At 71.0% G+C, this 22,746-nt stretch carries 20 protein-coding genes; 11 read left to right on the forward strand and 9 right to left on the reverse strand.

Going from position 1 to position 22,746, the window contains the following annotated elements:
• The 6 genes from GRC12_RS18275 to GRC12_RS18300 form a co-directional block, all read left to right on the forward strand.
• Positions 1–1,151: ROK family protein (locus GRC12_RS18275; protein WP_208780366.1), on the forward strand; the 1,151-nt coding region annotated here is incomplete at its 5' end.
• Between the two features lie 253 nt (positions 1,152–1,404).
• Complete coding sequence (locus GRC12_RS18280) at positions 1,405–2,475, forward strand: ABC transporter substrate-binding protein (protein WP_208780367.1); 1,071 nt, start codon at positions 1,405–1,407, stop codon at positions 2,473–2,475.
• Positions 2,472–3,323, forward strand: a complete 852-nt coding sequence (locus GRC12_RS18285) for an ABC transporter permease (protein ID WP_439959893.1) — start codon at positions 2,472–2,474, stop codon at positions 3,321–3,323. Before GRC12_RS18280 ends, GRC12_RS18285 begins: the two co-directional genes overlap by 4 nt.
• Positions 3,299–4,033, forward strand: coding sequence for an ABC transporter ATP-binding protein (locus tag GRC12_RS18290; protein ID WP_208780369.1), 735 nt, complete (start codon positions 3,299–3,301; stop codon positions 4,031–4,033). Before GRC12_RS18285 ends, GRC12_RS18290 begins: the two co-directional genes overlap by 25 nt.
• Positions 4,034–4,064: 31 nt before the next feature.
• Complete coding sequence (locus tag GRC12_RS18295; RefSeq protein ID WP_208780370.1) at positions 4,065–5,408, forward strand: LLM class flavin-dependent oxidoreductase; 1,344 nt, start codon at positions 4,065–4,067, stop codon at positions 5,406–5,408.
• A gap of 14 nt (positions 5,409–5,422) precedes the next feature.
• Positions 5,423–6,319: a TauD/TfdA dioxygenase family protein gene (locus tag GRC12_RS18300; RefSeq protein WP_208780371.1), complete on the forward strand. Its 897-nt coding sequence runs from the start codon at positions 5,423–5,425 to the stop codon at positions 6,317–6,319.
• A gap of 28 nt (positions 6,320–6,347) precedes the next feature.
• Here the strand turns inward: GRC12_RS18300 and GRC12_RS18305 are convergent, their stop codons facing one another.
• A complete protein-coding gene (locus GRC12_RS18305; protein WP_208780372.1) occupies positions 6,348–7,124 on the reverse strand; it encodes an SAM-dependent methyltransferase in 777 nt (258 codons plus the stop codon).
• A 158-nt stretch (positions 7,125–7,282) separates the two neighbouring features.
• On the opposite strand from GRC12_RS18305, the gene GRC12_RS18310 reads away from it, so the two are divergent.
• Positions 7,283–7,522, forward strand: coding sequence for a hypothetical protein (locus GRC12_RS18310; protein WP_208780373.1), 240 nt, complete (start codon positions 7,283–7,285; stop codon positions 7,520–7,522).
• A 37-nt stretch (positions 7,523–7,559) separates the two neighbouring features.
• Here GRC12_RS18310 and GRC12_RS18315 read toward each other — a convergent pair whose 3' ends face one another.
• Entirely contained in the window at positions 7,560–8,222 is a 663-nt protein-coding gene (locus GRC12_RS18315; RefSeq protein ID WP_208780374.1) for a mycothiol-dependent nitroreductase Rv2466c family protein, read from the reverse strand.
• A gap of 158 nt (positions 8,223–8,380) precedes the next feature.
• Here GRC12_RS18315 and pepN point away from each other — a divergent pair, with 158 nt between their 5' ends.
• Positions 8,381–10,951 carry an aminopeptidase N gene (gene pepN, locus GRC12_RS18320; protein ID WP_208780375.1) on the forward strand — a complete coding sequence of 857 codons (2,571 nt, stop codon included), beginning with the start codon at positions 8,381–8,383 and terminating at the stop codon, positions 10,949–10,951.
• A 188-nt stretch (positions 10,952–11,139) separates the two neighbouring features.
• Positions 11,140–12,177: a hypothetical protein gene (locus GRC12_RS18325; RefSeq protein WP_208780376.1), complete on the forward strand. Its 1,038-nt coding sequence runs from the start codon at positions 11,140–11,142 to the stop codon at positions 12,175–12,177.
• 78 nt (positions 12,178–12,255) lie between these two features.
• Here GRC12_RS18325 and GRC12_RS18330 read toward each other — a convergent pair whose 3' ends face one another.
• The 3 genes from GRC12_RS18330 to GRC12_RS18340 all read right to left on the reverse strand — a co-directional run bounded on the left by GRC12_RS18330 (position 12,256) and on the right by GRC12_RS18340 (position 16,064).
• Positions 12,256–13,443 (reverse strand): glycosyltransferase, encoded by a 1,188-nt coding sequence (locus tag GRC12_RS18330; protein WP_208780377.1) that lies wholly within the window; start codon positions 13,441–13,443, stop codon positions 12,256–12,258.
• Between the two features lie 197 nt (positions 13,444–13,640).
• Positions 13,641–15,401 carry a TIGR03767 family metallophosphoesterase gene (locus GRC12_RS18335; RefSeq protein ID WP_208780378.1) on the reverse strand — a complete coding sequence of 587 codons (1,761 nt, stop codon included), beginning with the start codon at positions 15,399–15,401 and terminating at the stop codon, positions 13,641–13,643.
• Between the two features lie 198 nt (positions 15,402–15,599).
• Positions 15,600–16,064, reverse strand: a complete 465-nt coding sequence (locus GRC12_RS18340; protein WP_208780379.1) for an NUDIX hydrolase — start codon at positions 16,062–16,064, stop codon at positions 15,600–15,602.
• 162 nt (positions 16,065–16,226) lie between these two features.
• Between GRC12_RS18340 and GRC12_RS18345 the strand changes: the two genes are divergently transcribed.
• Complete coding sequence (locus tag GRC12_RS18345; RefSeq protein ID WP_439959894.1) at positions 16,227–19,493, forward strand: S8 family serine peptidase; 3,267 nt, start codon at positions 16,227–16,229, stop codon at positions 19,491–19,493.
• Positions 19,494–19,543: 50 nt separating this feature from the next.
• On the opposite strand, the gene GRC12_RS18350 is transcribed toward GRC12_RS18345, so the two are convergent.
• A complete protein-coding gene (locus tag GRC12_RS18350) occupies positions 19,544–20,290 on the reverse strand; it encodes a hypothetical protein (RefSeq protein ID WP_208780381.1) in 747 nt (248 codons plus the stop codon).
• A gap of 1 nt (position 20,291) precedes the next feature.
• Positions 20,292–20,813 (reverse strand): sigma-70 family RNA polymerase sigma factor, encoded by a 522-nt coding sequence (locus GRC12_RS18355; protein WP_208780390.1) that lies wholly within the window; start codon positions 20,811–20,813, stop codon positions 20,292–20,294.
• A 209-nt stretch (positions 20,814–21,022) separates the two neighbouring features.
• Between GRC12_RS18355 and GRC12_RS18360 the strand changes: the two genes are divergently transcribed.
• A complete protein-coding gene (locus GRC12_RS18360) occupies positions 21,023–22,042 on the forward strand; it encodes an aspartate-semialdehyde dehydrogenase (RefSeq protein ID WP_208780382.1) in 1,020 nt (339 codons plus the stop codon).
• 62 nt (positions 22,043–22,104) lie between these two features.
• Here GRC12_RS18360 and GRC12_RS18365 read toward each other — a convergent pair whose 3' ends face one another.
• Both GRC12_RS18365 and GRC12_RS18370 read right to left on the reverse strand, forming a co-directional pair.
• Positions 22,105–22,452, reverse strand: a complete 348-nt coding sequence (locus GRC12_RS18365; protein WP_208780383.1) for a type II toxin-antitoxin system PemK/MazF family toxin — start codon at positions 22,450–22,452, stop codon at positions 22,105–22,107.
• A complete protein-coding gene (locus tag GRC12_RS18370; protein WP_208780384.1) occupies positions 22,439–22,669 on the reverse strand; it encodes a ribbon-helix-helix domain-containing protein in 231 nt (76 codons plus the stop codon). Before GRC12_RS18370 ends, GRC12_RS18365 begins: the two co-directional genes overlap by 14 nt.
• Positions 22,670–22,746: the final 77 nt, after the last annotated feature.

Genomic DNA, 22,746 nt, shown 5'->3' on the forward strand with positions numbered 1-22,746 from the left:
CCCCCACCTCCCGGCGCCGGACGAGCGCCAGTGTCGTCCTGCGGTCCGTGCTGGAGCACGGGCCGGTGGCCCGCTCCACCATCGCCCGGCTGACCGGGCTGTCACCGGCGTCGGTGACGGACTACTGCGCCCGCTTCGCCGAACTCGGCCTGATCCGTGAGGCGTCCGCGCCCCGGCGCTCGAACGGCGTGGGGCGCCCGCACGTCCCCGTCGACCTGGACGACTCACGGTTCGTGGTCGCCGGGGTGCATGTGGCCGTGCCGTACACCACGGTCGCGCTGCTCGATCTGCGCGGGCGGGTGGTCGCCCGGCGGGAGCTGCGGCACGAGCGGACCGATCCGGGCTGGGTGCTGGCGCGGGCCGCCGAGGGGCTCGGCGCCCTGCTGGCCGAGGCGCCGCGCTGCCGGCCGCTGGGGGTCGGTGTGGCCGTCGGCGGCTGGGTGGACCGGGAGTCCGGGACCGTCGTGGAGCATCCGATGCTCGGCTGGCGCGAGGTGGCCGTGCGGGAGGTGCTGGGCGAGCGCACCGGGCTGCCGGTCCATGTGGACGGGCACGCGCGGGCGTTGGTCAACGGGGAGCGGCTGTTCGGGGCGGCCCGGGACGGCGGCAGCGTGCTGCATCTGTTCGTGGGCAACGTGGTCGACGCGGCGTTCGCCACCCATGACGAGGTGCACCACGGGCCGCGGTCGCAGGCGGGCGCCATCGCCCATCTGCCGGTGCCGGGCGGTAGGGAGCCCTGCGCGTGCGGTCGGATCGGCTGCCTGCAGGCCGAGTTGAGCGAGCGGACGCTGGTGCGGCGGGCGCGGGCGGCGGGTGTCGTCGCGAGCGTCAACCCGATGCACGTGGTCACGGCGGCCGCCGCGGGCGACCGGGAGGCCGTACGGCTGCTGGTGGAGCGGGCCGGGGCCGTCGGGCGGGCGGCGCGGCTGCTGCTGGACGTGCTGAACCCGGAGACGGTCGTGGTGACCGAGGTGGGGACCATCCACCGGCAGGACTGCCTCGACGCGCTGCGCGAAGGGGTCGGCGCGGAACGGGCGGCGTCCGTCGTTCCGACCAGTTTCCCGGATTCCGTGCTCGCGGTGGCCGGTGGTTCGGTGGCGCTCGACGTGCTCTACCGGGATCCGCTGGCGGCCTCACCTCGGGCTATTTAATTCAGAAACTCCGAATGTTGACAGGGGGCGTTCATGGCCGGGAACATCCTGGTCATGAGCCTGTTCGTGAGCTGTCGCACCCTTTGTTGCTGACACGTTGCCGCGTGTGAAGCGCTCATTTCCCCCTGCGTGAATTCTGTGTGACCCCTTTTTCGGGCCCCCTTTGCCGGGCCCCCTTGCCGGGGCTGGTTCCGCCTGGAATTCCGCGCGTTTTCCTTCCTGCTCGTGTTTTTCGAACTCACGGAGTCCCGCCATGCCTTCCTCGTCCGCTTCGGGTGTCGACCGACGGCTCTTCCTCACCTCCCTCCTCGGTGCCGCCGCCGGTGTCGCCGGGCTCAGCGGCTGCGCGAACGGCAGCGCGTCCGCCGACACCGGCAAGGGCGCCTTGTCCGCACCGCTCGCCGACAAGGTCCCGGCCGGCACCAGCCTGAAGATCGCCTCGTACCAGAACACCGAGCAACTGCAGTTCAAGCTGGCCAAGTTCGGCGAGCTGCCGTTCAAGGTGTCGAGCTGGGTGAACATCGGTGCCGGACCGGATGTCATCAACGCCTTCCGCGCCAAGTCCCTCGATCTCGCCAACAACGCGGGCATCCCGCCGATCCAGGCGCACTACCAGGGCTTCGACGCGAAGATCGTGGCGATCGACATCACCCGCAAGCCCAACTACCTCTTCGCCACCAAGCCCGGCAGCGACATCCAGACCGTCGCGGACTTCAAGGGCAAGAAGCTGGCCTTCTCCCAGGGGCAGGCCCAAGGAGTGGTCCTGCTGCGGGCGTTGAAGCGGGCGGGACTGAAGTACGACGACGTCAAGCTCGTCCCGCTGACCAGCAACCAGTTCCTCACGGCCCTGCAGTCCGGCCAGGTGGACATCGCCCCGCTCGCCAACAGCCAGGCGCCCGCCTATCTGCAGCAGTACGAGTCCAAGGGCGCCCGCGTCATCAAAACCGACGTCGTCGACCTGCTCAACCTCCTGTGGGCACCGACCTCCGTGCTGAGCGACCCCGCCAAGGCCGCCGCCGTCGCCGCGTACATCCCGTACTGGGCCAAGGGCCAGGTGTGGATCTACGAGAACCCCGGCACCTGGAACGAGGAGTTCTACGTCAAGACGCAGAACCTGAACCTCGCGCAGGCCAAGTCCATCTCCGACCTCGCCAACAAGCCCTTGTTCCCGCCGAGTTGGGACGAGGCCATCAAGTGGGAGCAGGAGACCGCGGATCTGCTGGCGGAGGGCGGCTTCGTGAAGAAGTTCGACGTGTCCTCGCTCTTCGACCACCGCTTCGAGTCCATCGCCGCCAAGGCCGTACCGGCGGAATACCGGAGGTGACCGCAGTGACCACCACGACCACCGCCGTCCCGGTGACGACCCGCGAGGAGACCCCTCCGGTACGGCGTCGCCGGCGCGGCCTCGCCCCCGGCAGGCGCCTGCCGGCCACCCGCCTGATCGGGCCGGCCCTGCTCCTCGCCCTGTGGGCCGCCGCCTCGGCCGCCGGGCGGCTGGACCCCGGCGCCGTCCCGGCGCCCTGGACGGTGCTGAGGACCGCCGGGCATCTGTGGACCGCCGGGACCCTGCCCACCGACATCGCGACCTCCGTCGAGCGGGCCGCGTACGGCTTCGCCATCGGTCTCGTCGCCGGTGTCGTGCTCGCCCTGGCCTCGGGGCTGAGCCGGGTCGGGGAGGCGCTGATCGACGGGACGGTGAACCTCAACCGGGCGATCCCCACCCTCGGTCTGATCCCCCTGTTCATCCTCTGGCTCGGCATCGGCGAGACGTTCAAGATCGCGATCATCGCCATCGTCGTCTACATCCCGATCTACCTGAACACGCACGCCGCGCTCTCCGGCATCGACAGCCGGTACGTGGAACTGGCCGAGGTGCAGGGGCTGTCGAGGCTGCGGTTCATCCGGCAGATCGTCATCCCCGGTGCCCTGCCCGGATTCTTCGTGGGACTCCGGCTCGGGGTGACCGGCTCCTGGCTGGGCCTGGTGGTGCTGGAGCAGATCAACGCCACCAGCGGACTCGGCTACATGATGTTCCAGGCCCAGAACTACGGCCAGTCCGACGTGATCCTCGTCGGCCTGCTCGTGTACGGCGTCTTCGGCCTGGTCTCCGACAGCGCGGTCCGTCTCATCGAACGGAGGGTGCTGTCATGGCGCCGCACACTGAGCAGCTGACCCGGCCCGCCGTCCGACTCCGCGGCCTCACCCGGTCGTTCGACGGGCGTACCGTCCTCGACGGCATCGACCTCGACCTGCCGGCCGGACAGTTCACCGCCCTGCTCGGGCACAGCGGCTCCGGCAAGAGCACCCTGCTGCGGGCGGTCGCGGGACTGGACCACAAGGTCACCGGGAGCGGCCGGCTCGACGCCCCGGAACGGGTGTCGGTGGTCTTCCAGGACTCACGGCTCCTGCCCTGGCGGCGGGTGCTGGACAACGTACTCCTCGGGCTCGACGGCAAGGACGCCGAGCGCAGGGGGCGGGAGGCGCTCGCCGAGGTGGGGCTCGAGGGGCGCGAGCGGGCCTGGCCCAACGAGCTGTCCGGCGGCGAGGCCCAGCGGGCCGCGCTCGCCCGGTCCCTCGTCCGCGAGCCCGAACTGCTGCTGGCGGACGAGCCGTTCGGCGCGCTGGACGCGCTGACCCGCATCCGGATGCACGGCCTGCTGCGGGAGCTGTGGAAACGCCACCGGCCGTCCGTCCTGCTCGTCACCCACGACGTCGACGAGGCGATCGTCCTCGCCGACCGGGTCCTGGTCCTGGACAAGGGCCGTATCGGACTCGACCTCACCATCGACCGCCCCCACCCGCGCTCCTACCGCGACCCCCTGCTCGGCGAGTACCGGGAACGGCTGCTCGCGGCGCTCGGCGTCACGGAGGACCACGCATGACCACCAACCAGGGTTTCCCGGAGGACCACGCATGACCCGCCGGCTCCACCTCAACGCCTTCCTCATGAACACCGGTCATCACGAGGCCTCGTGGCGGCTGCCCGAGAGCGATCCGCTCGCGCATGTCGAACTCGGCCACTACGTACGGCTCGCCCGAACCGCCGAGCGCGGCACCTTCGACTCGCTCTTCCTCGCCGACGGTCCACAGCTGTGGAGCAACCTCGCCCAGCGTCCCGCCGGCGCCCTGGAACCGCTGACCCTGCTCACCGCGCTGGCGACGGCGACCGAGCACATCGGGCTCATCGCCACCGCGTCGACCTCGTACAACTCGCCCTACAACCTGGCCCGCAAGTTCGCCTCGCTGGACATCATCAGTGGTGGCCGGGCGGGCTGGAACATCGTCACCACCGCGGGCGCGGAGGCCGCCCGGAACTTCGGTCTGGAGCACGAGCCCGCGCACGCCGAGCGGTACGCCCGTGCCGCCGAGTTCCTCGACGTGGCCCTGAAGCTCTGGGACAGCTGGGAGGACGACGCGATCGTCGCCGACAAGGCGGCCGGCGTCTGGGGCGACGACAGCAAGATCCATCCGCCTCGGCACAAGGGGACGTACTTCAGTGTCGAGGGAGCGCTCAACGTCCCCCGTTCGCCCCAGGGTTACCCGCTGCTCGTGCAGGCCGGGTCCAGCGAGGACGGCAAGTCGTTCGCGGCCCGGTACGCGGAGGCGGTGTTCACCGCCCAGCAGACCCTCGAGGACGCGCAGACCTTCTACGCCGACCTCAAGTCCCGTACGAGGGCGGCCGGACGGGACCCCGAGCACATCAAGGTGCTGCCCGGGATCGTGCCGGTCATCGGGTCCACGGAGGCCGAGGCGCGGGCGAAGGAGCAGTTGCTGGAGGACCACATCGTGCACCGGCACGGCGTGGCCAACCTGGAGCGCCTGCTGCAACTTCCCGCCGGCACTCTGGAGTTGGACGCCCAACTGCCCGCCGACCTGCCGTCCGAGGACGCCGTCGAGGGCGCCAAGAGCCGCTACACGCTCGTCGTCGGGCTCGCCCGGCGCGAGCGGCTCACCGTCCGGCAGCTGATCGGGCGGCTGGGCGGCGGACGCGGCCACCTCACCTTCGCCGGCACGCCCGAGCAGGTCGCCGACCAGATCGAGAGCTGGTTCACGCGCGGCGCCGCCGACGGCTTCAACATCATGCCGGCCGTCCTGCCCTCCGGCCTCGACGCCTTCGTCGACCACGTCGTCCCGATCCTGCGCACCCGCGGCCTGCTGCGCACGGAGTACGGACCCCGCCAGACCCTGCGGGAGCGCTACGGCCTCCCTCGCCCCGCCAACCAGTACCTCCAGCCCGCCGAACCCGCCCTCGTCTGAAAGGACTTCCGCACATGTCCGAGCTCGAGATCCAGAAGGTCACCGCCCACATCGGCGCCCGCGTCCTGGGCGTCGACATCTCCAAGCCGCTCGACGCGGAGACGGCGACCGCGATCCGCGAGGCCCTGAACGTCCACAAGGCGCTCGTCTTCGACGACGTGAACCTCGACGACGAGGGCCAGCAGGCCTTCGTCCGCCACTTCGGCGACGTGACCACCGCCCACCCCACGGTCTCCTCCGTCGAGGGCGTCCCGAACGTCCTGCCGGTCGACAGCGAGCGCGGCCGGGCCGCCAACCACTGGCACACCGACGTCACGTTCGTCCTCAACCCGCCGCAGGCCAGCACCCTGCGCTCGCTCACGATCCCGCCGTACGGCGGCGAGACCCTGATCGCCAGCTCGGCCGCCGCCTACCGCCAACTGCCGGAGTCCCTGCGGAACCTGGCGGACACGCTGTGGGCCGAGCACACCAACGACTACGACTACGCCGTACCGGAGGAGGAGCTGGACGAGCAGCAGGCCGCGCAGCGCGCCCAGTTCACGTCCATCAAGTACCGCACGGTCCACCCGGTGGTCCGCGTCCACCCGCTGACCGGTGAACGCGGCCTGTTCATCGGCGGGTTCGCCCAGCGGATCGTCGGTCTCTCCCCGGGCGAGTCCCGCAAGATCCTGGACCTGCTCCAGGCGTACGTGACCCGGCCGGAGAACATCCTGCGCCACCGCTGGTCCGAGAACCAGCTCGTGCTGTTCGACAACCGCATCACCCAGCACTACGCCGTCGACAACTACGACGGTCTGCCGCGCCGGCTGCACCGGGTGACCGTCGCCGGTGACATCCCGGTCGGCATCGAGGGCAAGGAGAGCTACTCGATCGAGGGCGACGCCTCGCACTACACGTCCGTGGCCGCGTAGTCACCGCCGGCACCGCCCCCGTCGTGCCCTACGGCTTGCGGCCCACGCCGCCGTGCTGGCCGATGGGGGCGGTGTCGGCGCCCGGGTCCGGCCGCCACAGCGGGACGGACACGACGCCCGGCTCCACCAGCTCCAGGCCCTCGAAGTAGCCCTCGATCTGCTCGACCGGCCGCAGGAAGTACGGCACCGCGCCGGTCTCGTTGTAGGCGTCCTGCGCCTGCTCGTAGACCGGGTCGGTGCCGCGCGAGCCCTCGTTCAGGGACAGGTGGCTGCCGGAGGGCAGGCCCGCCATCAGGCTCCGCACCAGGTCGCGGGCCTGGTCGTAGCTGCTGACGTGCCCGAGGATGCCGCTGAGGATCAGGGCCGTCGGCCGGGTGAGGTCCAGCGTCCTCGCCGCCGCCTCCAGGATGCGCTCCGGTTCGTACAGGCTCAGGTCCTCGTACGCCGTGACACCCTCCGGCGTCGAGGTCAGCAGGGCCCGGGCGTGGGCGAGGACCAGGGGGTCGTTGTCGACGTAGACGATCCTCGCGTCGGGGGCGTGGCGCTGGGCGACCTCGTGGGTGTTGTCGACGGTCGGCAGTCCCGTGCCGACGTCCAGGAACTGCCGTGCACCCGCCTCCGTCACGAGGTAGCGGATGGTGCGCCCGAGGAAGGCGCGGCTGCTGCGGGCGATGGTGACGATGCCGGGAAAGACGGCGGTGTAGGCGTCGCCGGCCTCCTCGTCCACCGGGTAGTTGTCCTTGCCGCCCAGCCAGTAGTTCCAGATCCGGGCCGAATGCGGCACCGAGGTGTCGATCTCCGTCATACCGACATCCTCCTACGTCCGATCCTGATCGCAGGGCCGTTCAACGAGATCAGGCCGCCTGGGGGCGGAGCGGTACGGGGTGCGCTCGACGCAGGGGTATGGACGAAACCGACATCCGTGGTGGAACCTGACGCGAAACGGGCGGCGAGGAGAGGTTCATGACGACGAGCCGGATGTGCCCCACCTGCAGGAGCAGACAGGACTTCCGCAAGCTCAACGACGCGGAGAAGGCCGCCGTCCGCGAGGAGAAGGGCCCCCGCCACTTCGTCCACGACCTCTGGCGCTGCACCGCCAAGGGCTGCCTGTGGTACCAGCCCTACTTCCGCCAGGGCGACGGCGGCATCCTCCCCGAGAAGTTCCGGGAGAAGAAGGACGAGGAGAACGCCGCCCCCGAGTGAGACCTACAGATCGGTGAGACCTACAGATCGGTGAGACCTACAGGTTGCTGAAGTCCGGGCCCTTGGTGCGGGTGCGCTTGATCTCGTAGAAGCCCGGGACCGAGGCGACGGCGAGGGTGCCGTCCCAGAGCCTCGCGGCCTCCTCGCCCTTGGGGGCGGGGGTGACGACGGGGCCGAAGAAGGCGATCTGCTCACCGTCCGCGCCGGGCACGGCGATGACGGGGGTGCCGACCTCCTGGCCGACCTTCTCGATGCCCTCCTTGTGGGAGGCACGCAGCTCGGCCTCGAACTCGAAGTCCTCCTGGTCGGCGTAGTCGATCAGGTCGGCGGGCAGTCCGACCTCCTCCAGCGCGGAGGCCATGGCCTCGACGGTCGGGCCCTCGCCGTTGTTGTGGAAGCGGGTGCCGAGCGCGGTGTAGAGCGGGCCGACGACGTCCGCGCCGTGCTTCTGCCAGGCCGCGGTGACCACCTTCACCGGCTTCCACGCCTTGGTCGCCAGCATCTCCCGGTACTCCTCGGGCAGCTCGTCGATCCGGTCCTCGTTGAGCACCGCGAGGCTCATGATGTGCCAGCGGATGTCGATGTCCCGGACCTTCTGCACCTCCAGCACCCAGCGGGAGGTCATCCACGCCCAGGGGCACAGCGGGTCGAACCAGAAGTCGACGGGGGTCTTGGCGGAGCTGCTCGCGGTCTCGGACATGGCTCTCCTAGAAAAAGTACTCGTTTCAACCGGCAACACCGGGCGTCGCCGTCCCCATTCCCCGTCCGCCGCCCTCGTTCCGAGCTGCCTCCCGTCAGGAGCGCATGGCAGGATCAGCCCTGTCCAGATACCGAACAGCTGCCGAGGGAGTGCCGCCCGTGCCCGGTGAGAATCTGACCCGTGACGAGGCCCGGGAGCGGGCCGCCCTGCTGTCCGTCGACGGGTACGAGGTGTCGCTCGACCTGCGTTCGGCGGTGGGCGAGGAGACCGGGGACGGTCCGCGCACCTTCCGCTCGGTCACCACGATCCGCTTCCGCTGCAACGAGCCCGGCGCGTCCAGCTTCGCCGATCTGATCGCGCCGAGTGTGACCTCCGTCTCGCTCAACGGCAGGGATCTCGACCCGGGTCAGGTCTTCGACGGTTCCCGGATCCTGCTGGAGGACCTCACCGCCGAGAACGAGCTGGTGGTGGACGCCCGGTGCGCCTACTCCCGCACCGGCGAGGGCATGCACCGCTTCGTCGACCCCGAGGACGGCGAGGTCTACCTCTACACCCAGTACGAGCCGGCCGACTCCCGGCGCGTCTTCGCGAACTTCGAGCAGCCCGACCTCAAGGCCCCGTTCCGCTTCGAGGTGCGGGCCCCGGAGGGCTGGACGGTGTGGAGCAACGGCGTCGGCGAACGGACCGACGGGGTGTGGCGGTTCGCGGAGACGAAGGCGATCTCGACGTACATCACGTGCGTGGTGGCGGGCCCGTACCACTACGTCACGGACTCCTACTCGCGCACCTTCCCGGACGGTACGACGCTGGAGATCCCCCTCGGCGCCCTGTGCCGCAAGGGTCTCGCGCCCTACTTCGACTCCGACGACGTCTTCCTGGTCACCAAGCAGGGCCTGGACTTCTTCCACGACCACGTCGACTACCCGTACCCCTTCGGGAAGTACGACCAGGCGTTCGTGCCGGAGTACAACCTGGGCGCGATGGAGAACCCGGGCCTGGTGACCTTCCGCGAGGAGTACATCTTCCGGGGGAAGGTCACCAAGGCCTCGTACGAGGGCCGCGCCAACGTGATCCTGCACGAGATGGCGCACATGTGGTTCGGCGACCTGGTCACCATGGAGTGGTGGGACGACCTGTGGCTGAAGGAGTCCTTCGCGGACTTCATGGGCGCCTTCGCCCTGGTCGGCGCGACCCGCTTCGAGGACGGCTGGATCACCTTCGCCAACCGCCGCAAGGCCTGGGCCTACCGCGCCGACCAGCTGCCCTCCACCCACCCGATCACGGCCGACATCCGCGATCTGCAGGATGCCAAGCTCAACTTCGACGGCATCACCTACGCCAAGGGCGCCTCCGTCCTCAAGCAGCTGGTCGCCTACGTCGGCCAGGACGCGTTCCTGGAGGGCGCCCGCCGCTACTTCAAGCGGCACGCGTACGGCAACACCCGCCTCGGTGACCTGCTGTCGGTGCTGGAGGAGACCAGCGGCCGGGACATGGGCGGCTGGGCACGGTCCTGGCTGCAGACGGCGGGCGTCAACTCCCTCACCCCGCAGGTGCTGTTGGCCGCGGACGGCCGGGTCGACGAGCTGGCAGTGGTGCAGGAGGCCGCCGAGTCGCACCCCGAGCTGCGCCCGCACCGGGTGGCGGTGGGCCTGTACCGGCGCACCCCCGAGCGTTCTCTCGAGCGGTACGCGCGGGCCGAGGTGGACGTCGACGGCGCGCGGACGGTCGTGGGCGAGCTGGCCGGTGCCGAGGCGCCCGAGCTGGTGCTGGTCAACGACGACGACCTGACGTACTGCAAGATCCGCTTCGACGAGACCTCGCTGGCCGCCCTGCGCGAGCACCTGGGCACCATGACCGACCCGCTGGCCCGGGCCCTGTGCTGGTCGGCGCTGTGGAACATGACCCGGGACGCGCTGCTGCCGGCCCGGGAGTTCGTGGAGATCGTGCTGCGCTTCTCCGGCCGCGAGTCCGACATCGGCGTCCTGCAGATGCTGCACGCGTGGGCGAACTCCGCGCTGGTGCACTATGTGGCGCCGGGCTGGCGGGAGACCGGCGGGCGGCTGGTGGCGGAGGGCGCCCTGCGGGAGCTGCGGGCGGCCGAGCCGGGCAGTGAGCACCAGCTGGCCTGGGCGCGGTTCTTCGCGACGGTCGCCTCCTCCCCGGAGGACCTGCGGTTGCTGCGGGGGCTGCTGGAGGGCACCGAGAAGGTCGACGGGCTGGAGGTCGACCAGGAGCTGCGCTGGGCGTTCCTGGAGCCGCTCGCCGCGCACGGGGTCGCGGACGAGGGCGTGCTGGCCGCCGAACTGGCCCGGGACGACACCGCCTCCGGCAAGCGCCACCAGGTCAGGTGCCTGGCCGCGCGGCCGTCCGAGGCGGTCAAGGCGCAGGCGTGGGCGCAGGTGGTGGAGTCGGACGCGCTGTCCAACGCACTGGTGGAGGCGACGATCGCGGGCTTCACCCAGGCCTCGCAGCGGGAGCTGCTCGCGCCGTACGCGGAGCGGTACTTCGCGGCGATCGAGCGGGTCTGGGAGGAGCGGTCCATCCAGATCGGCATGGACGTGGTGCGGGGTCTGTTCCCCTCGCTGCAGGACTCGCCGGGGACGCTGGAGGCGACCGACGCGTGGCTGGCGGCGCACGAGGGGGCGGCGCCCGCGCTGCGCCGGCTGGTGCTGGAGGCCCGGGACGATCTGGCACGGGCGCTGCGGGCCCAGGCTTTGGCCAACGACTAAGCCGCCGGTGACCGTTACGGAATCCGGTCAATAACACCCGTAACCCCTGGCCCAACCCATTTGGACCAGGGGTTTTCGGTGCCCTATCGGCATCCGAACACCCGTCCTTTAGTGCTGCCTTGTCCGCATTTGTCGACGAGCGTGTAACAGCGGTTAGGGGGCGGTCCGGGCGCGGAAAACCCCGGGACATGACCCACAACACCCCGCTGTCCCCCCGCCCGCTCCGTCACCTCTCCGAGGTGCACCGCCGTGTCGTGACGGCCGCGCAGCTGAAGGCGCACGGTGTCCCGTCCGCGGAGCTGACCGAGCAGTGCCGCCCCGGCGGCCCCTGGCAGCAGATCCTCCCGGGTGTCTTCCTGCTCCACCCGGGCCCGCCCACCAGCGAGGAGCGGCTGCACGCGGTGCTGATGTACGCGGCACGCGAGGCCGCCCCCGGGGTGCCGGCCCAGCCCGGCGCCGAGTCCCCGCACCGCCCGGTGTACGCGGAGGCGATGATCACCGGCCTCGCTGCCCTCACGCTGCACGGCTTCACCTCCGCGCCCCCGCTGCTGTCGATCGAGAAGATCGACGTCCTGGTCCCCCGGCTGCGCCGGGTGCGCTCGACCGGCTGCGCCCGCGTCGTCCGCACAGCGTCCCTGCCGACCGCCCGGCAGGTGACGGGAGTTCCCGTCGCGCCGGTCCCGCGCGCCCTGGCCGACGCGGTGTCGGAGCTCTCGGACGCCGGTGCCGTACGGCGGCTGCTGACCGAGGCGGTGCGCGGCGGCCACTGCGAAGCGGCGTCCGTGGTACGGGAGTTGAACAACGCGAAACTGCTGAGCCGACCGCATGTCGTGGACGCGGTGGACTCCCTGCTGGCCGAGGGCCGGGCGATCGCGGAGGACCGGCTGTACCGCATGGTCGAGGAGCACGGTCTGCCCGACCCCGTCTGGAACGTGGACCTGCGGCTGCCCGGCGGCCCGCACCTCGGCGGCCTGGACGCCTACTGGCCGGAGCAGGCGGTCGCCGTCGAACTCGACACCCGCGCGCCCCGCCAGGACGACGACGCGATGTGGTCCGAGTACGCCCGCAAGCGGGAGACCCTGGAGCGCCTGGGCATCACGGTCGTCCACATCACCCCGAAGAAGCTCCGGGACTCGGTCGAGCAGCAGGCGGCCGTGGTCCGCACGGCCCTGATGGCCTCCGGCGACCGCGACCCGGCGGCCTATGTCGTGGTACTGCCCCGGTAGTGACGGACCGGGACGGTGTCAGGAGGGGAGAGGAGGGGCTGCCGGATGGGTCCGGTGGCCCCTCCTCATGTGTGGGGATCAGAGCGGGTCGGGCAGGGCGGGGGGCAGCGTCGCCCGGGTGTGGACGCCGTCGATCAGGGCCGCGTAGGCCGCGATCATCCGCGTACGGCTGAAGCGTTCGCGGCCGGCGGCCAGGGCCGGGGCGAGGTCGGAGCGGGCGGTGACCGCCTCCGTCCAGGCCCGGGCGATGGCGTCCGGGTCGGGCGGGGTGACGAAGCCGTGGCCCGAGACGATCGCCGCGCTGTCGCCGACGTCGGTGGCCACCGGTACGGCCCCGCACATCATGCCCTCGACCAGGCACAGCGGGGCCGCCTCGCCCCAGGAGGAGGTGAGGGCGACCACGTCGGCGGCCGCGTAGAGGTGCTCCATGTCGTGCCGGACGCCGAGGGGGTGCAGCCGGTCCGTGAGGAGGTGGTCGGTGCCGAAGGCGGCCGCGATGTCCGCGACCAGGCCCGGGTTGGCACGCGTCATGCCCGCGCCGCACATCAGGACGTGGCCGCGCGGCTCCCGGGCGAGCCAGGCGCGGGCTGAGGCCAGGAACAGGGGGACGTTCTTCATCGCGTCGTAGCGGGCGGCGAAGATCACCACCGGGGCGTCGGCCGGGACGTCCAGGGCGGCGCGCACCGCGAGCCGGGCGGCCGGGTCGGGGCGGAAGCGGAGCAGGTCCACGCCGTTGGGGATGACGTGCAGCAGCTCGCCCGGCACCCCGGCGGCCTGGTAGGCGGCCCGGGTGGACTCCGCGCAGCACACACAGGCCACCACCGTGCCGTCGGCGATGGCCGCCTTCAGCTCGTCCAGGGCGGCGCCCTGGTTCTCCGGGTCGGAGCGGTGCAGACAGACCACGACCGGGCGGCGCGGCAGGCCCGCCTGGTTGAGCAGCCGCAGGGGCTGTTCCTTCAGGGACAGGATGACGTCCGCCTCCGCGGTCGCCCGTGCGGTGTCGGCCAGCTCCGGCCCGGTGAAACCGACCTGATCCCGGCTTGCGGGGAAGCTGCGGCCCAGGGACGTGACGCCCACCCCGGCCGCGGTCAGCGACCGGTAGCAGGCGTCGTCCTCCATCCGCTGCCGGGTGGCCTCGCGGTGCACCTCACCGTGGATGCTCAGCACCCGGTGATCCTGCTGACCACCCTCGACCAGGCCGAGCACGACGTCACTATGGACGATCCGGGCCCCGCCGGAGAAGAAACCCTCGTAAACAGACAGCACACGCAGTCCGTGCCTTGCACGCACACGACCACCCGCCTCGTACAGATCGAGCCATCCCCGTGAACAGCGGGTTAGCCGATATGAGGCGCCACGGACGTTTCATACGGATGAACTGGGCGTCTCCGATCCGAGTCGCCTGGATTACCGGACGGCCGGGCCGGCCGGGCACGGCGATCCGGATGAGCGGCACGCACGCCTCACCCCTTCTTCAGGACCAGCTCGGTGTTGCGGTCGCTCGGTGTGCCGCCCATTTTCTTGCTGGCGCCGGGCGCGTTGTAGGAGATCTCGCGGTAGAGGGCGGCCAGGCCCGTCTGGGTGAGGTCGGCGAAGTCGGTGCGGTGCGGGGCCGCCGACTCGATCAGGGTGGTGAACAGGGAGATCGTGCCGTCCTTGTTGTCGGCGATCTCGATGACCCGGGCCAGCTGCGGGTAGTCCACGTGGGACGCGGTGGAGATCTCCCAGAAGGAGCGGCCGCCCGACGCCTTGTGCGGGGTGATCTCGTTGCGGTGGATGTGTCCGTTCACCCAGGCCAGGACGTTCGCGTGGCGGCTCAGCAGGGAGACGACCTCGGCGCCGTCGTGCCGCTTCTCGCCGGGGTGCGCCGGGTCGGGGTGCTCGGTGTTGGTCATCGACTTGCTGGTGTGGTGGCTGAAGACGATGGCCCAGGAGTCCTTGTTGTCCTTCAGCTGCCGGTCCAGCCAGCGCAGTTGGGTGGTGCCGATGGAGCCGTCGTAGTGACCGCTCGGGTCGGTGGTGTCGATGCTGATGCCGATGACGTCGTCGGAGATGCGGAACGTGTAGTACTGGGTGCCCGCGTCGAGGTTGGCGGTGGAGTAGCCGTGGCCGACCGGGCCGAGACCGCGGTGCGCCGGGTCGAGGTGGGCCTTGAGGTAGTCGGTCGGGGTGAAGGGGGCACGGCGCTCGTCCGGCGTCACGGAGCGCATGTCGCGGCTGTGCGCCTTGAGCAGGTCGCGCAGCGCGGTGCCGCTCGGGTCGCCGCCGCTCCTGATGAGGTTCTGCAGCTTCTTGGCCTCGGTGGCGGGCAGGCTCATCAGCTTCTTGCCGCCCACGGTGAACTCACCGAGCCAGGAGTCGGCGTGGCCGTAGCAGCCGAGCATCAGGGCGTCGTGGTTGCCGACCGTGGAGTACCAGGGCAGGTTGAGGCCGGGGCTGCGCACCTCCCGGATCGCGGCGGGCAGGAAGCCGCCGAGGTGCGGGAAGCCCAGCCGCTTGTCGTGGTCGCGGGTGGTGGAGTCCGGCTGCCAGAACAGCTGCAGGCCGCTGTTCTGGACGCCCTCGTAGTGGCGCGGGTCACCGGAGTTGGGGGTGATCCGGCCGCCGCTCATGACGGTCAGGAACCACTCCAGCTCGGTCCCCGCGTTGTTGTCCGTGTTGTCGCCGGTGGTCATGGCGAAGTGCAGCGGGGAGCCCGTGACGGGGGCGCCGCGCAGCGCGTTGACCCGCTCGATCAGGGAGACCGCGCCCTGCACGGTCAGCGCCTCGTGGGGGCGCCAGGCGTGCTGGTCCGCGGAGCGCACGTACTCCAGGCGCAGCGGGTGCTGGGCGTCGATCAGGTGCAGGTCGGTCAGCTGCACGAACGCCGCGAGCGCGGTACGGCGGCCCGCGCGGCCCGACTTGGGGGCGGCGAGCTCGCTGCGCACCACGCGGGCCCAGCCGGGGCCGTCGGCGAGCCGGCGGTAGCCGGAGCCGGCGCGCGGGGTGGCGACGGAGGCGAGGGTGGTGCCCTTGGTGTACGGCGCGAGAGGCGCGGTGGCGGCCTGACGTGAGTGGGCCACGATCGCCTCGTGCGGGTGCGCGGCGGCGGCCGCGGCCTGGCTGTCGGTGGGCCGCAGGGCGTAGCCGACGCCTGCGGAGACGGCTGCCGCGCCGGTGGCGGCGAGGACGGTACGGCGGTTGATCGCGGGCTTGTCGCCGGCGACAGAGCGTATGCGCGGCATGGCGCGGTCTCCCCGAGTGCGAACGCGTCGGCAGTGGTCGCGGGTTTCGCTGCCGCGAACAACCCGCTCGCCTTGGATGCTTGGCACCGGGAATGACCTGCGCGTGAACGAGACAGCAACGCGCAGCGCCGATCACCGTACGTGGATCTTGGCAAACCCTGTGTGTTCTCACCCGCTCTTCGACCGGCCGGAAGGCGGTCACGCAGTGTTCATCTTCTGGGGTAACCGACCCGTCACGGGTCGCTCCCGCCACAGCGCCAGGCCCGTGTCGACGAGCCCGACCCGGTTGAGGGCGGGGACCGTCTCCAGCGGGTGCCAGGCCGCCATGTCGGTCGAACCGCCGATCTCGGGGCGGAGTTGGCCGCCGGTCACCCGGGCCTCGTAGACGAGCCGGAGGCCCTGGCGGTCCACGGGGCGGCGGAAGCGGGCGCGGGTCGTGCGGCGGAAGGAGTCGACGCCGAGCAGGCCGGTCACCTCGACGTCGTATCCCGTCTCCTCCTCCACCTCCCGCAGCACGGTGTCGTAGGGGTCCTCGCCGTGTTCCATGCCGCCGCCGGGCAGGGTCCACTCGGGCCGGCCCCGGCCGTCGGTCCAGCGGGCCAGCAGGAGTTGGCCGTCGCGGACGCATATGGCGTAGGCCGCCACCCTCAGTTTCCGTCGCACAGGGAGAAATTAGCCGGAACGGGGCTGTCGGCGATGCGTCCCGCATCGGGGGTTTTCCCCATACATCTCTATCGCGCCGGTCAACACTTCCCAAACAACCTCCCCTTGGGTAAAGCTGGCCGCTCGTCCGGCACTGGACTTCCTCACCTGTAAGGGATGCCGATGACCTTGCTCCCCGTCAGACCCGCGGCCCGAATAGCCGTGGCCGCCGGTCTCGTCGCCGCGCTCTCCGCGGCCGGGCCGATACCCCTGGCCTTCTCCGCCGACGGTCCGTCCGGCACCGCGCCGACGGACACCGCCGTCAAGTCCGCGCACGACAAGCTCGGTTCCGACGACGCGGACCGGCTCGCCGAGGCCAAGGCCGACGGCGACAAGAACGTCACGATGATGATCGCCACCGCGCCGGGACAGACCGAGCAGGTCACCCAGAAGCTGGACGCGGTCAAGGGCGGCATCGTGGGCCGCACCTACGACAAGCTCGGCTACGTCCGCGCCACCGTCCCCACCTCGAAGGCGGACTCCGCCATCGCGGCCGCCGCGAAGCTGTCCTCCGTGCACGGCATCGACCTGCGCGCGGAGATACCCCTGGACGACCCGAGCGTCACGAGCGGCGCCAAGTCGGCCACCGGTAAGGCGAGTTACCCGGCGCCGGACAAGAACACGCCGGCGCGCAACCCGTACAACCCGTCCTTCGAGACGGGCGCCGTCGACTTCGTGAAGCAGCACCCGAAGGCGGACGGCCGCGGTGTCACCATCGGCATCCTGGACTCCGGTGTCGACCTCGGTCACCCGGCGCTGCAGAAGACCACCACCGGCGAGCGGAAGATCGTCGACTGGGTGACGGCCACCGACCCGATCGTCGACGGCGACGCCACCTGGCGGCCGATGCTCACCTCGGTGTCCGGGCCGGCCTTCACCTACGGCGGCCGCACCTGGACGGCGCCCGCCGGGTCGTACCAGATCAGCACCTTCAGCGAGGCCGCGACCGCGGGCGGCGACGCCAAGGGCGACGCCAACCGGGACGGCGACACCACCGACAAGTGGGGCGTCCTGTACGACGCTGCCGCCGGGACGGTCCGCGTCGACCTCAACAACAACTTCGACTTCAGCGACGACACTCCCATGAAGCCGTACAAGGACGGCTTCCAGGTCGGCTACTTCGGGACCGACGACCCGAAGACCGACGTGGTGGAGCGGCAGCCGTTCGTGGTCGAGATCCGCAAGGACGTCGTCTACAACTCCTCCGGCGCGAAGGCCGACTTCGTCAACATCGGCGTCATCGAGTCCGAGCACGGCACGCACGTGGCCGGCATCACCGCCGCCAACGGCCTGTTCGGCGGGCGGATGAACGGCGCCGCGCCCGGCGCGAAGATCGTCTCCTCCCGGGCCTGCACCTGGAGCGGCGGCTGCACCAACGTCGCGCTCACCGAGGGCATGATCGACCTGGTCGTCAACCGCGGTGTCGACATCGTCAACATGTCGATCGGCGGCCTCCCGGCCCTCAACGACGGCAACAACGCCCGTGCGGAGCTGTACACCCGGCTCATCGACACCTACGGCGTGCAGCTGGTGATCTCCGCCGGCAACTCCGGCCCCGGCGCCAACACCATCGGCGACCCGGGCCTCGCCGACAAGGTGATCTCCGTCGGCGCGACCATCTCCAAGGAGACCTGGGCGGCCAACTACGGCTCGGTCGTCGAGAAGAAGTACGCGATGATGCCCTTCTCCTCCCGCGGTCCGCGCGAGGACGGCGGCTTCACGCCGACCCTGTCCGCGCCGGGCGCCGCCATCAACACCACCCAGACCTGGCTGCCGGGCGCCCCGGTCGCCGAGGCGGGCTACCCGCTGCCGGCCGGCTACTCCATGCTGCAGGGCACCTCGATGGCCTCCCCGCAGGCCACCGGCGCCACCGCGCTGCTGCTGAGCGCCGCCAAGCAGAAGCACATCACGCTGAGCCCCGCCGACCTGCGTACGGCCCTGACCTCGACGGCCAAGCACATCAAGGGCGTTCAGGCGTACGAGGAGGGCGCGGGCCTGATCGACGTGGTCGACGCCTGGGACGCCGTCCGCGACGGCGCCACCGCCCACGACTACACCGTCAAGGCGCCGGTCGACACCGCGATCGACCAGCTGCTGAAGACCCCCGGCTACGGCACCGGCCTCTACGACCGCGAGAGCGGTCTGAAGGCCGGGCAGAAGAAGACGTACGACGTCACCATCACCCGCACCTCCGGCTCGGAGAAGGCGCAGTGGCACCGGCTGCGGTTCGAGAACAACGCGGGTGACACCTTCAGGATCCTCGGCAAGGACTGGGTGAGGCTGCCGCTGAACCAGCCGGTGACGGTGAAGGTGCAGGCAAGCCCCCGCTCGGCGGGTCTGAAGAGCGCGATCCTCACCGTGGACGACCCGAGCACCGAGGGCGTCGACAAGCAGATCCTCACCACGGTCGTGGTCTCGACGCCGGTGAAGTACACCTACTCCGCGTCCGACTCCGTGCAGCGCAACAGCACGCGCTCGTACTTCGTGACCGTCCCGGAGGGCGCCACGTCGCTGGAGGTGGCGATCGGCGGGCTGAAGGGCGTGAGCCAGACGCGGTTCATCGCGATCCACCCCTACGGCGTCCCGGTCGACAACACCTCCACGCCGTACTGCTACAACAACTACCTCGACGGCAACGGCTGTAAGCCCGACGTGCGCTCGTACGCCGACCCGCAGCCGGGCGTCTGGGAGATCGAGGTCGAGGCGCGCCGCACCTCGCCGCTGCTCGACAACCCCTACAAGCTCGACGCCGCCGTCTACGGCGCCGCCTTCGACCCGGAGACGGTGACCGTGCCCGAGGCGAAGGTGGGCACCCCGGCGGCCGCCTCCTGGAAGGTCACCAACAAGCTCGCCGCGATCGACGGCCACCTGGTGGGCGGCCCGCTCGGCTCCTCCAAGACGGCCCGGCCGACGATCAAGCAGGGCGAGACGCAGACCACCACGGTCGTGGTGCCCGAGGGCGCCAAGTCCCTGGACGTGGCGATCGGCAACGTCTCCGACGCGGCCGCCGACCTCGACCTGACGGTGAAGAACGCGGCCGGCACGGTCGTCGGCCAGTCCGCCGACGGCGACTCGGAGGAGGCGGTCTCCGTCGCCTCGCCCGCCGCCGGCACCTACACCATCGAGGTCGCGGGCTACTCGGTGCCGTCCGGCTCGACGGCTTACGACTACCGGGACGTCTTCTTCTCCGCGTCCCTGGGCACCGTCACCGTCGACCAGGCGGCGCCGGTGAAGCTCGGCACGGGCGCCTCGGCGACCGTCTCCGCGAGCGTCACCGCGGCGGCGGCCGCTCCGGAGGGCCGGGAGTTCTTCGGCCAGGTGCAGCTGGTGAACGCCCGCGGCACGGTCGCGGGCACCGGCAGCGTGAAGATCGAGAAGGTCACGCCGTAGCCGGTGGTACGGCGATGAGGGCGGGCGTCCGTACGGGCGCCCGCCCTTGCTCATTCGCAGGTCGTACCGGCTGCCTCGCGCACGGCCTGTTCGAGCCCGGCGCGTTCGGGGGCGATGGCCGCCTCCCCGACCAGGACCTGGTCCGGGGTGGCCGAGCGGCGCGGGAAGGCGACCAGGATGTGGTCGCCCCGGTGCAGGGCCTGGCCGGCCACGCTCTCGGCGACCACGAAGGTGAGCTCCTGCCCGGTGTTCTCCGGCCGGTTGGTCGCCGGTTTGTACGCGCGGGTCACGCGCAGGGTGATCCGGTCCTGGCCGGCGGCCGCGGGGGCCGGTCCGGCCGCGGTGACCGTGCCCTCGGCGACGAGCCGCGAGCAGGCGAGGTACTCGGGGCTGGCGAGAGGGGAGCGGGCCGCGGACTCCGCCGACTTGGCGCCGGAGTCGGCGCTGCCGCCCGACATGGAGTTCACCCCGCCCCCGGACGCCTGTCCCAGCAGCCAGATCATTCCCGAGAGCACGCCCGCGACGGCCGCCACCGCGAGGCCCGCGAAGGCGAACCCGCGCACCGCACGCCGGTTGCGCGTCGGCCGTGGCGGTGCGGCCGCCGGCCGTGGCCGTGCCTGCTCCCCGGCCAGCGCGTCCCCGATGATCCCGAGCTGTTCCCGCAGCAGCGCCACATCGGCCGCGGCGCGGCGGTGCTCGGCGAGGAGGGCGGCGTCGGCGTCCTCGGGGAGCCGCTCGCCGGTGATCGCGGCCATCAGCGCGTCGCCGCCGTCGTAGTGCCGGTCGTCGGCGGTCATCTCACACCACCTCGTCCTCGTGCAGACGGGCACGCAGGGCCCGGACCGCCGTGTGCAGCCTGCTCTTGACCGTGCCCTCCGGCACACCGAGCTCCTGGGCGATCGAACGGACCGGCAGGTCGGCGTAGAAGCGCAGGACGAGGACCTGGCGCTGGGAGTCCGGGAGCTCGTCGAGGCCCTGGGCCACCGCCAGCGAGAGCACGCTGGTGTCCTCGCCCGAGGGGTGCTCCAGCTGGCGCAGGGAGGCCAGCCGCTCACCGATCCGGTCCTGGCGGCGCTTCGCGCGATGCCAGTCCATGGCCAGGTTGGAGGCGACGACCGCCGCCCAGGCGGAGACGTCGCGCGGGGCCTCGTACCCCTTCGCCGCGCGCTCCAGCAACCGCAGGCGGACCTGCTGCACCCCGTCCGGCAGGTCCGCCTGCGGCACCCCGCCCAGCGCGAGCACCGCCCGCACCCGGCGTTCCTGAGCCGCGTCCAGAGGATCCTCGTCCTCCGGCGCACGGCGGGCCTTTCTGCGCAGCACAAGCCACCCCCTCACCGCGTTTCCTCTACGACGCGGCAGCGCACGGAAACGTTCGACCGGATCTCGGGGAATCGCGTGGAGGCGTACGTCACACCGCCGGGCGTCCCACTCCTCGGGCATGGTGCGCAAAGAATTGGACAGGCGGACCCGGGTCGGCCGCATGATGGAAAAGCCGCAGACACACAAGCATCACAGGTAAGGGAGTCGCCGTGAGGGTCGGAATCGTCGGAGCCACCGGTCAGGTCGGCACGGTCATGCGCAGGATCCTCAAGGAACGGAACTTCCCGGTCACCGAGCTGCGCCTGTTCGCCTCGGCCCGCTCCGCCGGGACCGAGCTGGACGGCGTGACGGTGGAGGACGCGGCGAGCGCGGACTACTCCGGCCTGGACATCGTGCTGTTCTCCGCGGGCGGCGCGACCTCGAAGGCGCTGGCCGAGAAGGTCGCCTCGCAGGGCCCGGTCGTGATCGACAACTCCTCCGCCTGGCGCAAGGACCCCGAGGTTCCGCTGGTCGTCTCCGAGGTGAACCCGCACGCCGTCGCGCACCGCCCCAAGGGCATCATCGCCAACCCGAACTGCACCACGATGGCCGCGATGCCGGTCCTGAAGGTGCTGCACGCCGAGGCGGGCCTCGAGGCGCTGGTCGTCGCCACCTACCAGGCCGTGTCCGGTTCCGGTCTCGCGGGCGTGGCCGAGCTGCACGGCCAGGCGCAGAAGGTGGTCGCCGACGCGGACAAGCTGACGCACGACGGCGCGGCGGTCGACTTCCCCGAGCCCGGTGTCTACAAGCGCCCCATCGCCTTCAACGTGCTCCCCTTCGCCGGCAACCTCGTCGACGACGGCCTGAACGAGACCGACGAGGAGCAGAAGCTCCGCAACGAGTCCCGCAAGATCCTGGAGATCCCCGACCTCAAGGTCTCCGGCACCTGCGTCCGCGTCCCCGTCTTCGCCGGCCACTCCCTGCAGGTCAACGCCCGCTTCGCCCGCCCCCTCTCCCCCGAGCGCGCGACGGAGCTGCTCGCCGAGGCCCCCGGGGTCGAGCTGTCGGACATCCCGACGCCCCTGCAGGCCGCCGGTCAGGACCCCTCCTACGTCGGCCGCATCCGCCGCGACGAGACCGTCGACAACGGCCTCGCCCTGTTCATCTCCAACGACAACCTCCGCAAGGGCGCCGCGCTGAACGCGGTCCAGATCGCGGAGCTGGTGGCGGCGGAGCTGGGCGGCGAGTAAGCGGGCCGTACCGTACGACGAAGGGGGCGCCCACCGGTTGCGGTGGGCGCCCCCTTTCATGGTCAGAGCGCCAGTTGCTGCCGCAGCGCTCTGTCGATGGCCTTCATGATCTGCGGCGGTACGACCCCGATGCGGTTCCCGAACCGAGACAGATCCAGTGCCCGGATCTGCTCGCACTGGGCCTTGGAGTCCCGCTTCAGTCCACAGTCCTCGGCGTGCAGCAGGACCTGGAACGTCCGCACCTGGGTGATGTTGGACGTGACGGGCACCACCGCCAGTACGCCACGGCCCCCCCGGTCGGCCATACGGTTCGCCGCGTCGTTCGTCACCAGGACGGCCGGCCTCTTCTTGTTGGCCCCATGCCCTACGGCCGGCTCAAGATCGACCAGGTAGATGTCACCACGCCTCATCGGAAAGTCCATCCCCCGCCGTCCGGTCCCACAGTGCCGCATCCTCGCTCGCGTACCACTCGTCCCATGCCGCGAGATATTCGTCCTCCAGGACGGATTCCCGCAGCAGCTGGATAGCGGCATGTATGACGGCGGACCGGGATTCCGCGGCTCTCTCGGCCGCGTACGCGTCGACGAACTCGACATCCTCCTGAGGCAGGCTCACACTGATCTTCATACGCTCGAAGCTACCACAGGTAGGAACGCACGAGCCACCCCAATCCGCGCCCCACTCATGGAAGGATGGCCGCACCG

The organism is Streptomyces griseorubiginosus, assembly GCF_017614965.1.
Classification (GTDB): Bacteria; Actinomycetota; Actinomycetes; order Streptomycetales; family Streptomycetaceae; genus Streptomyces; species Streptomyces griseorubiginosus_B.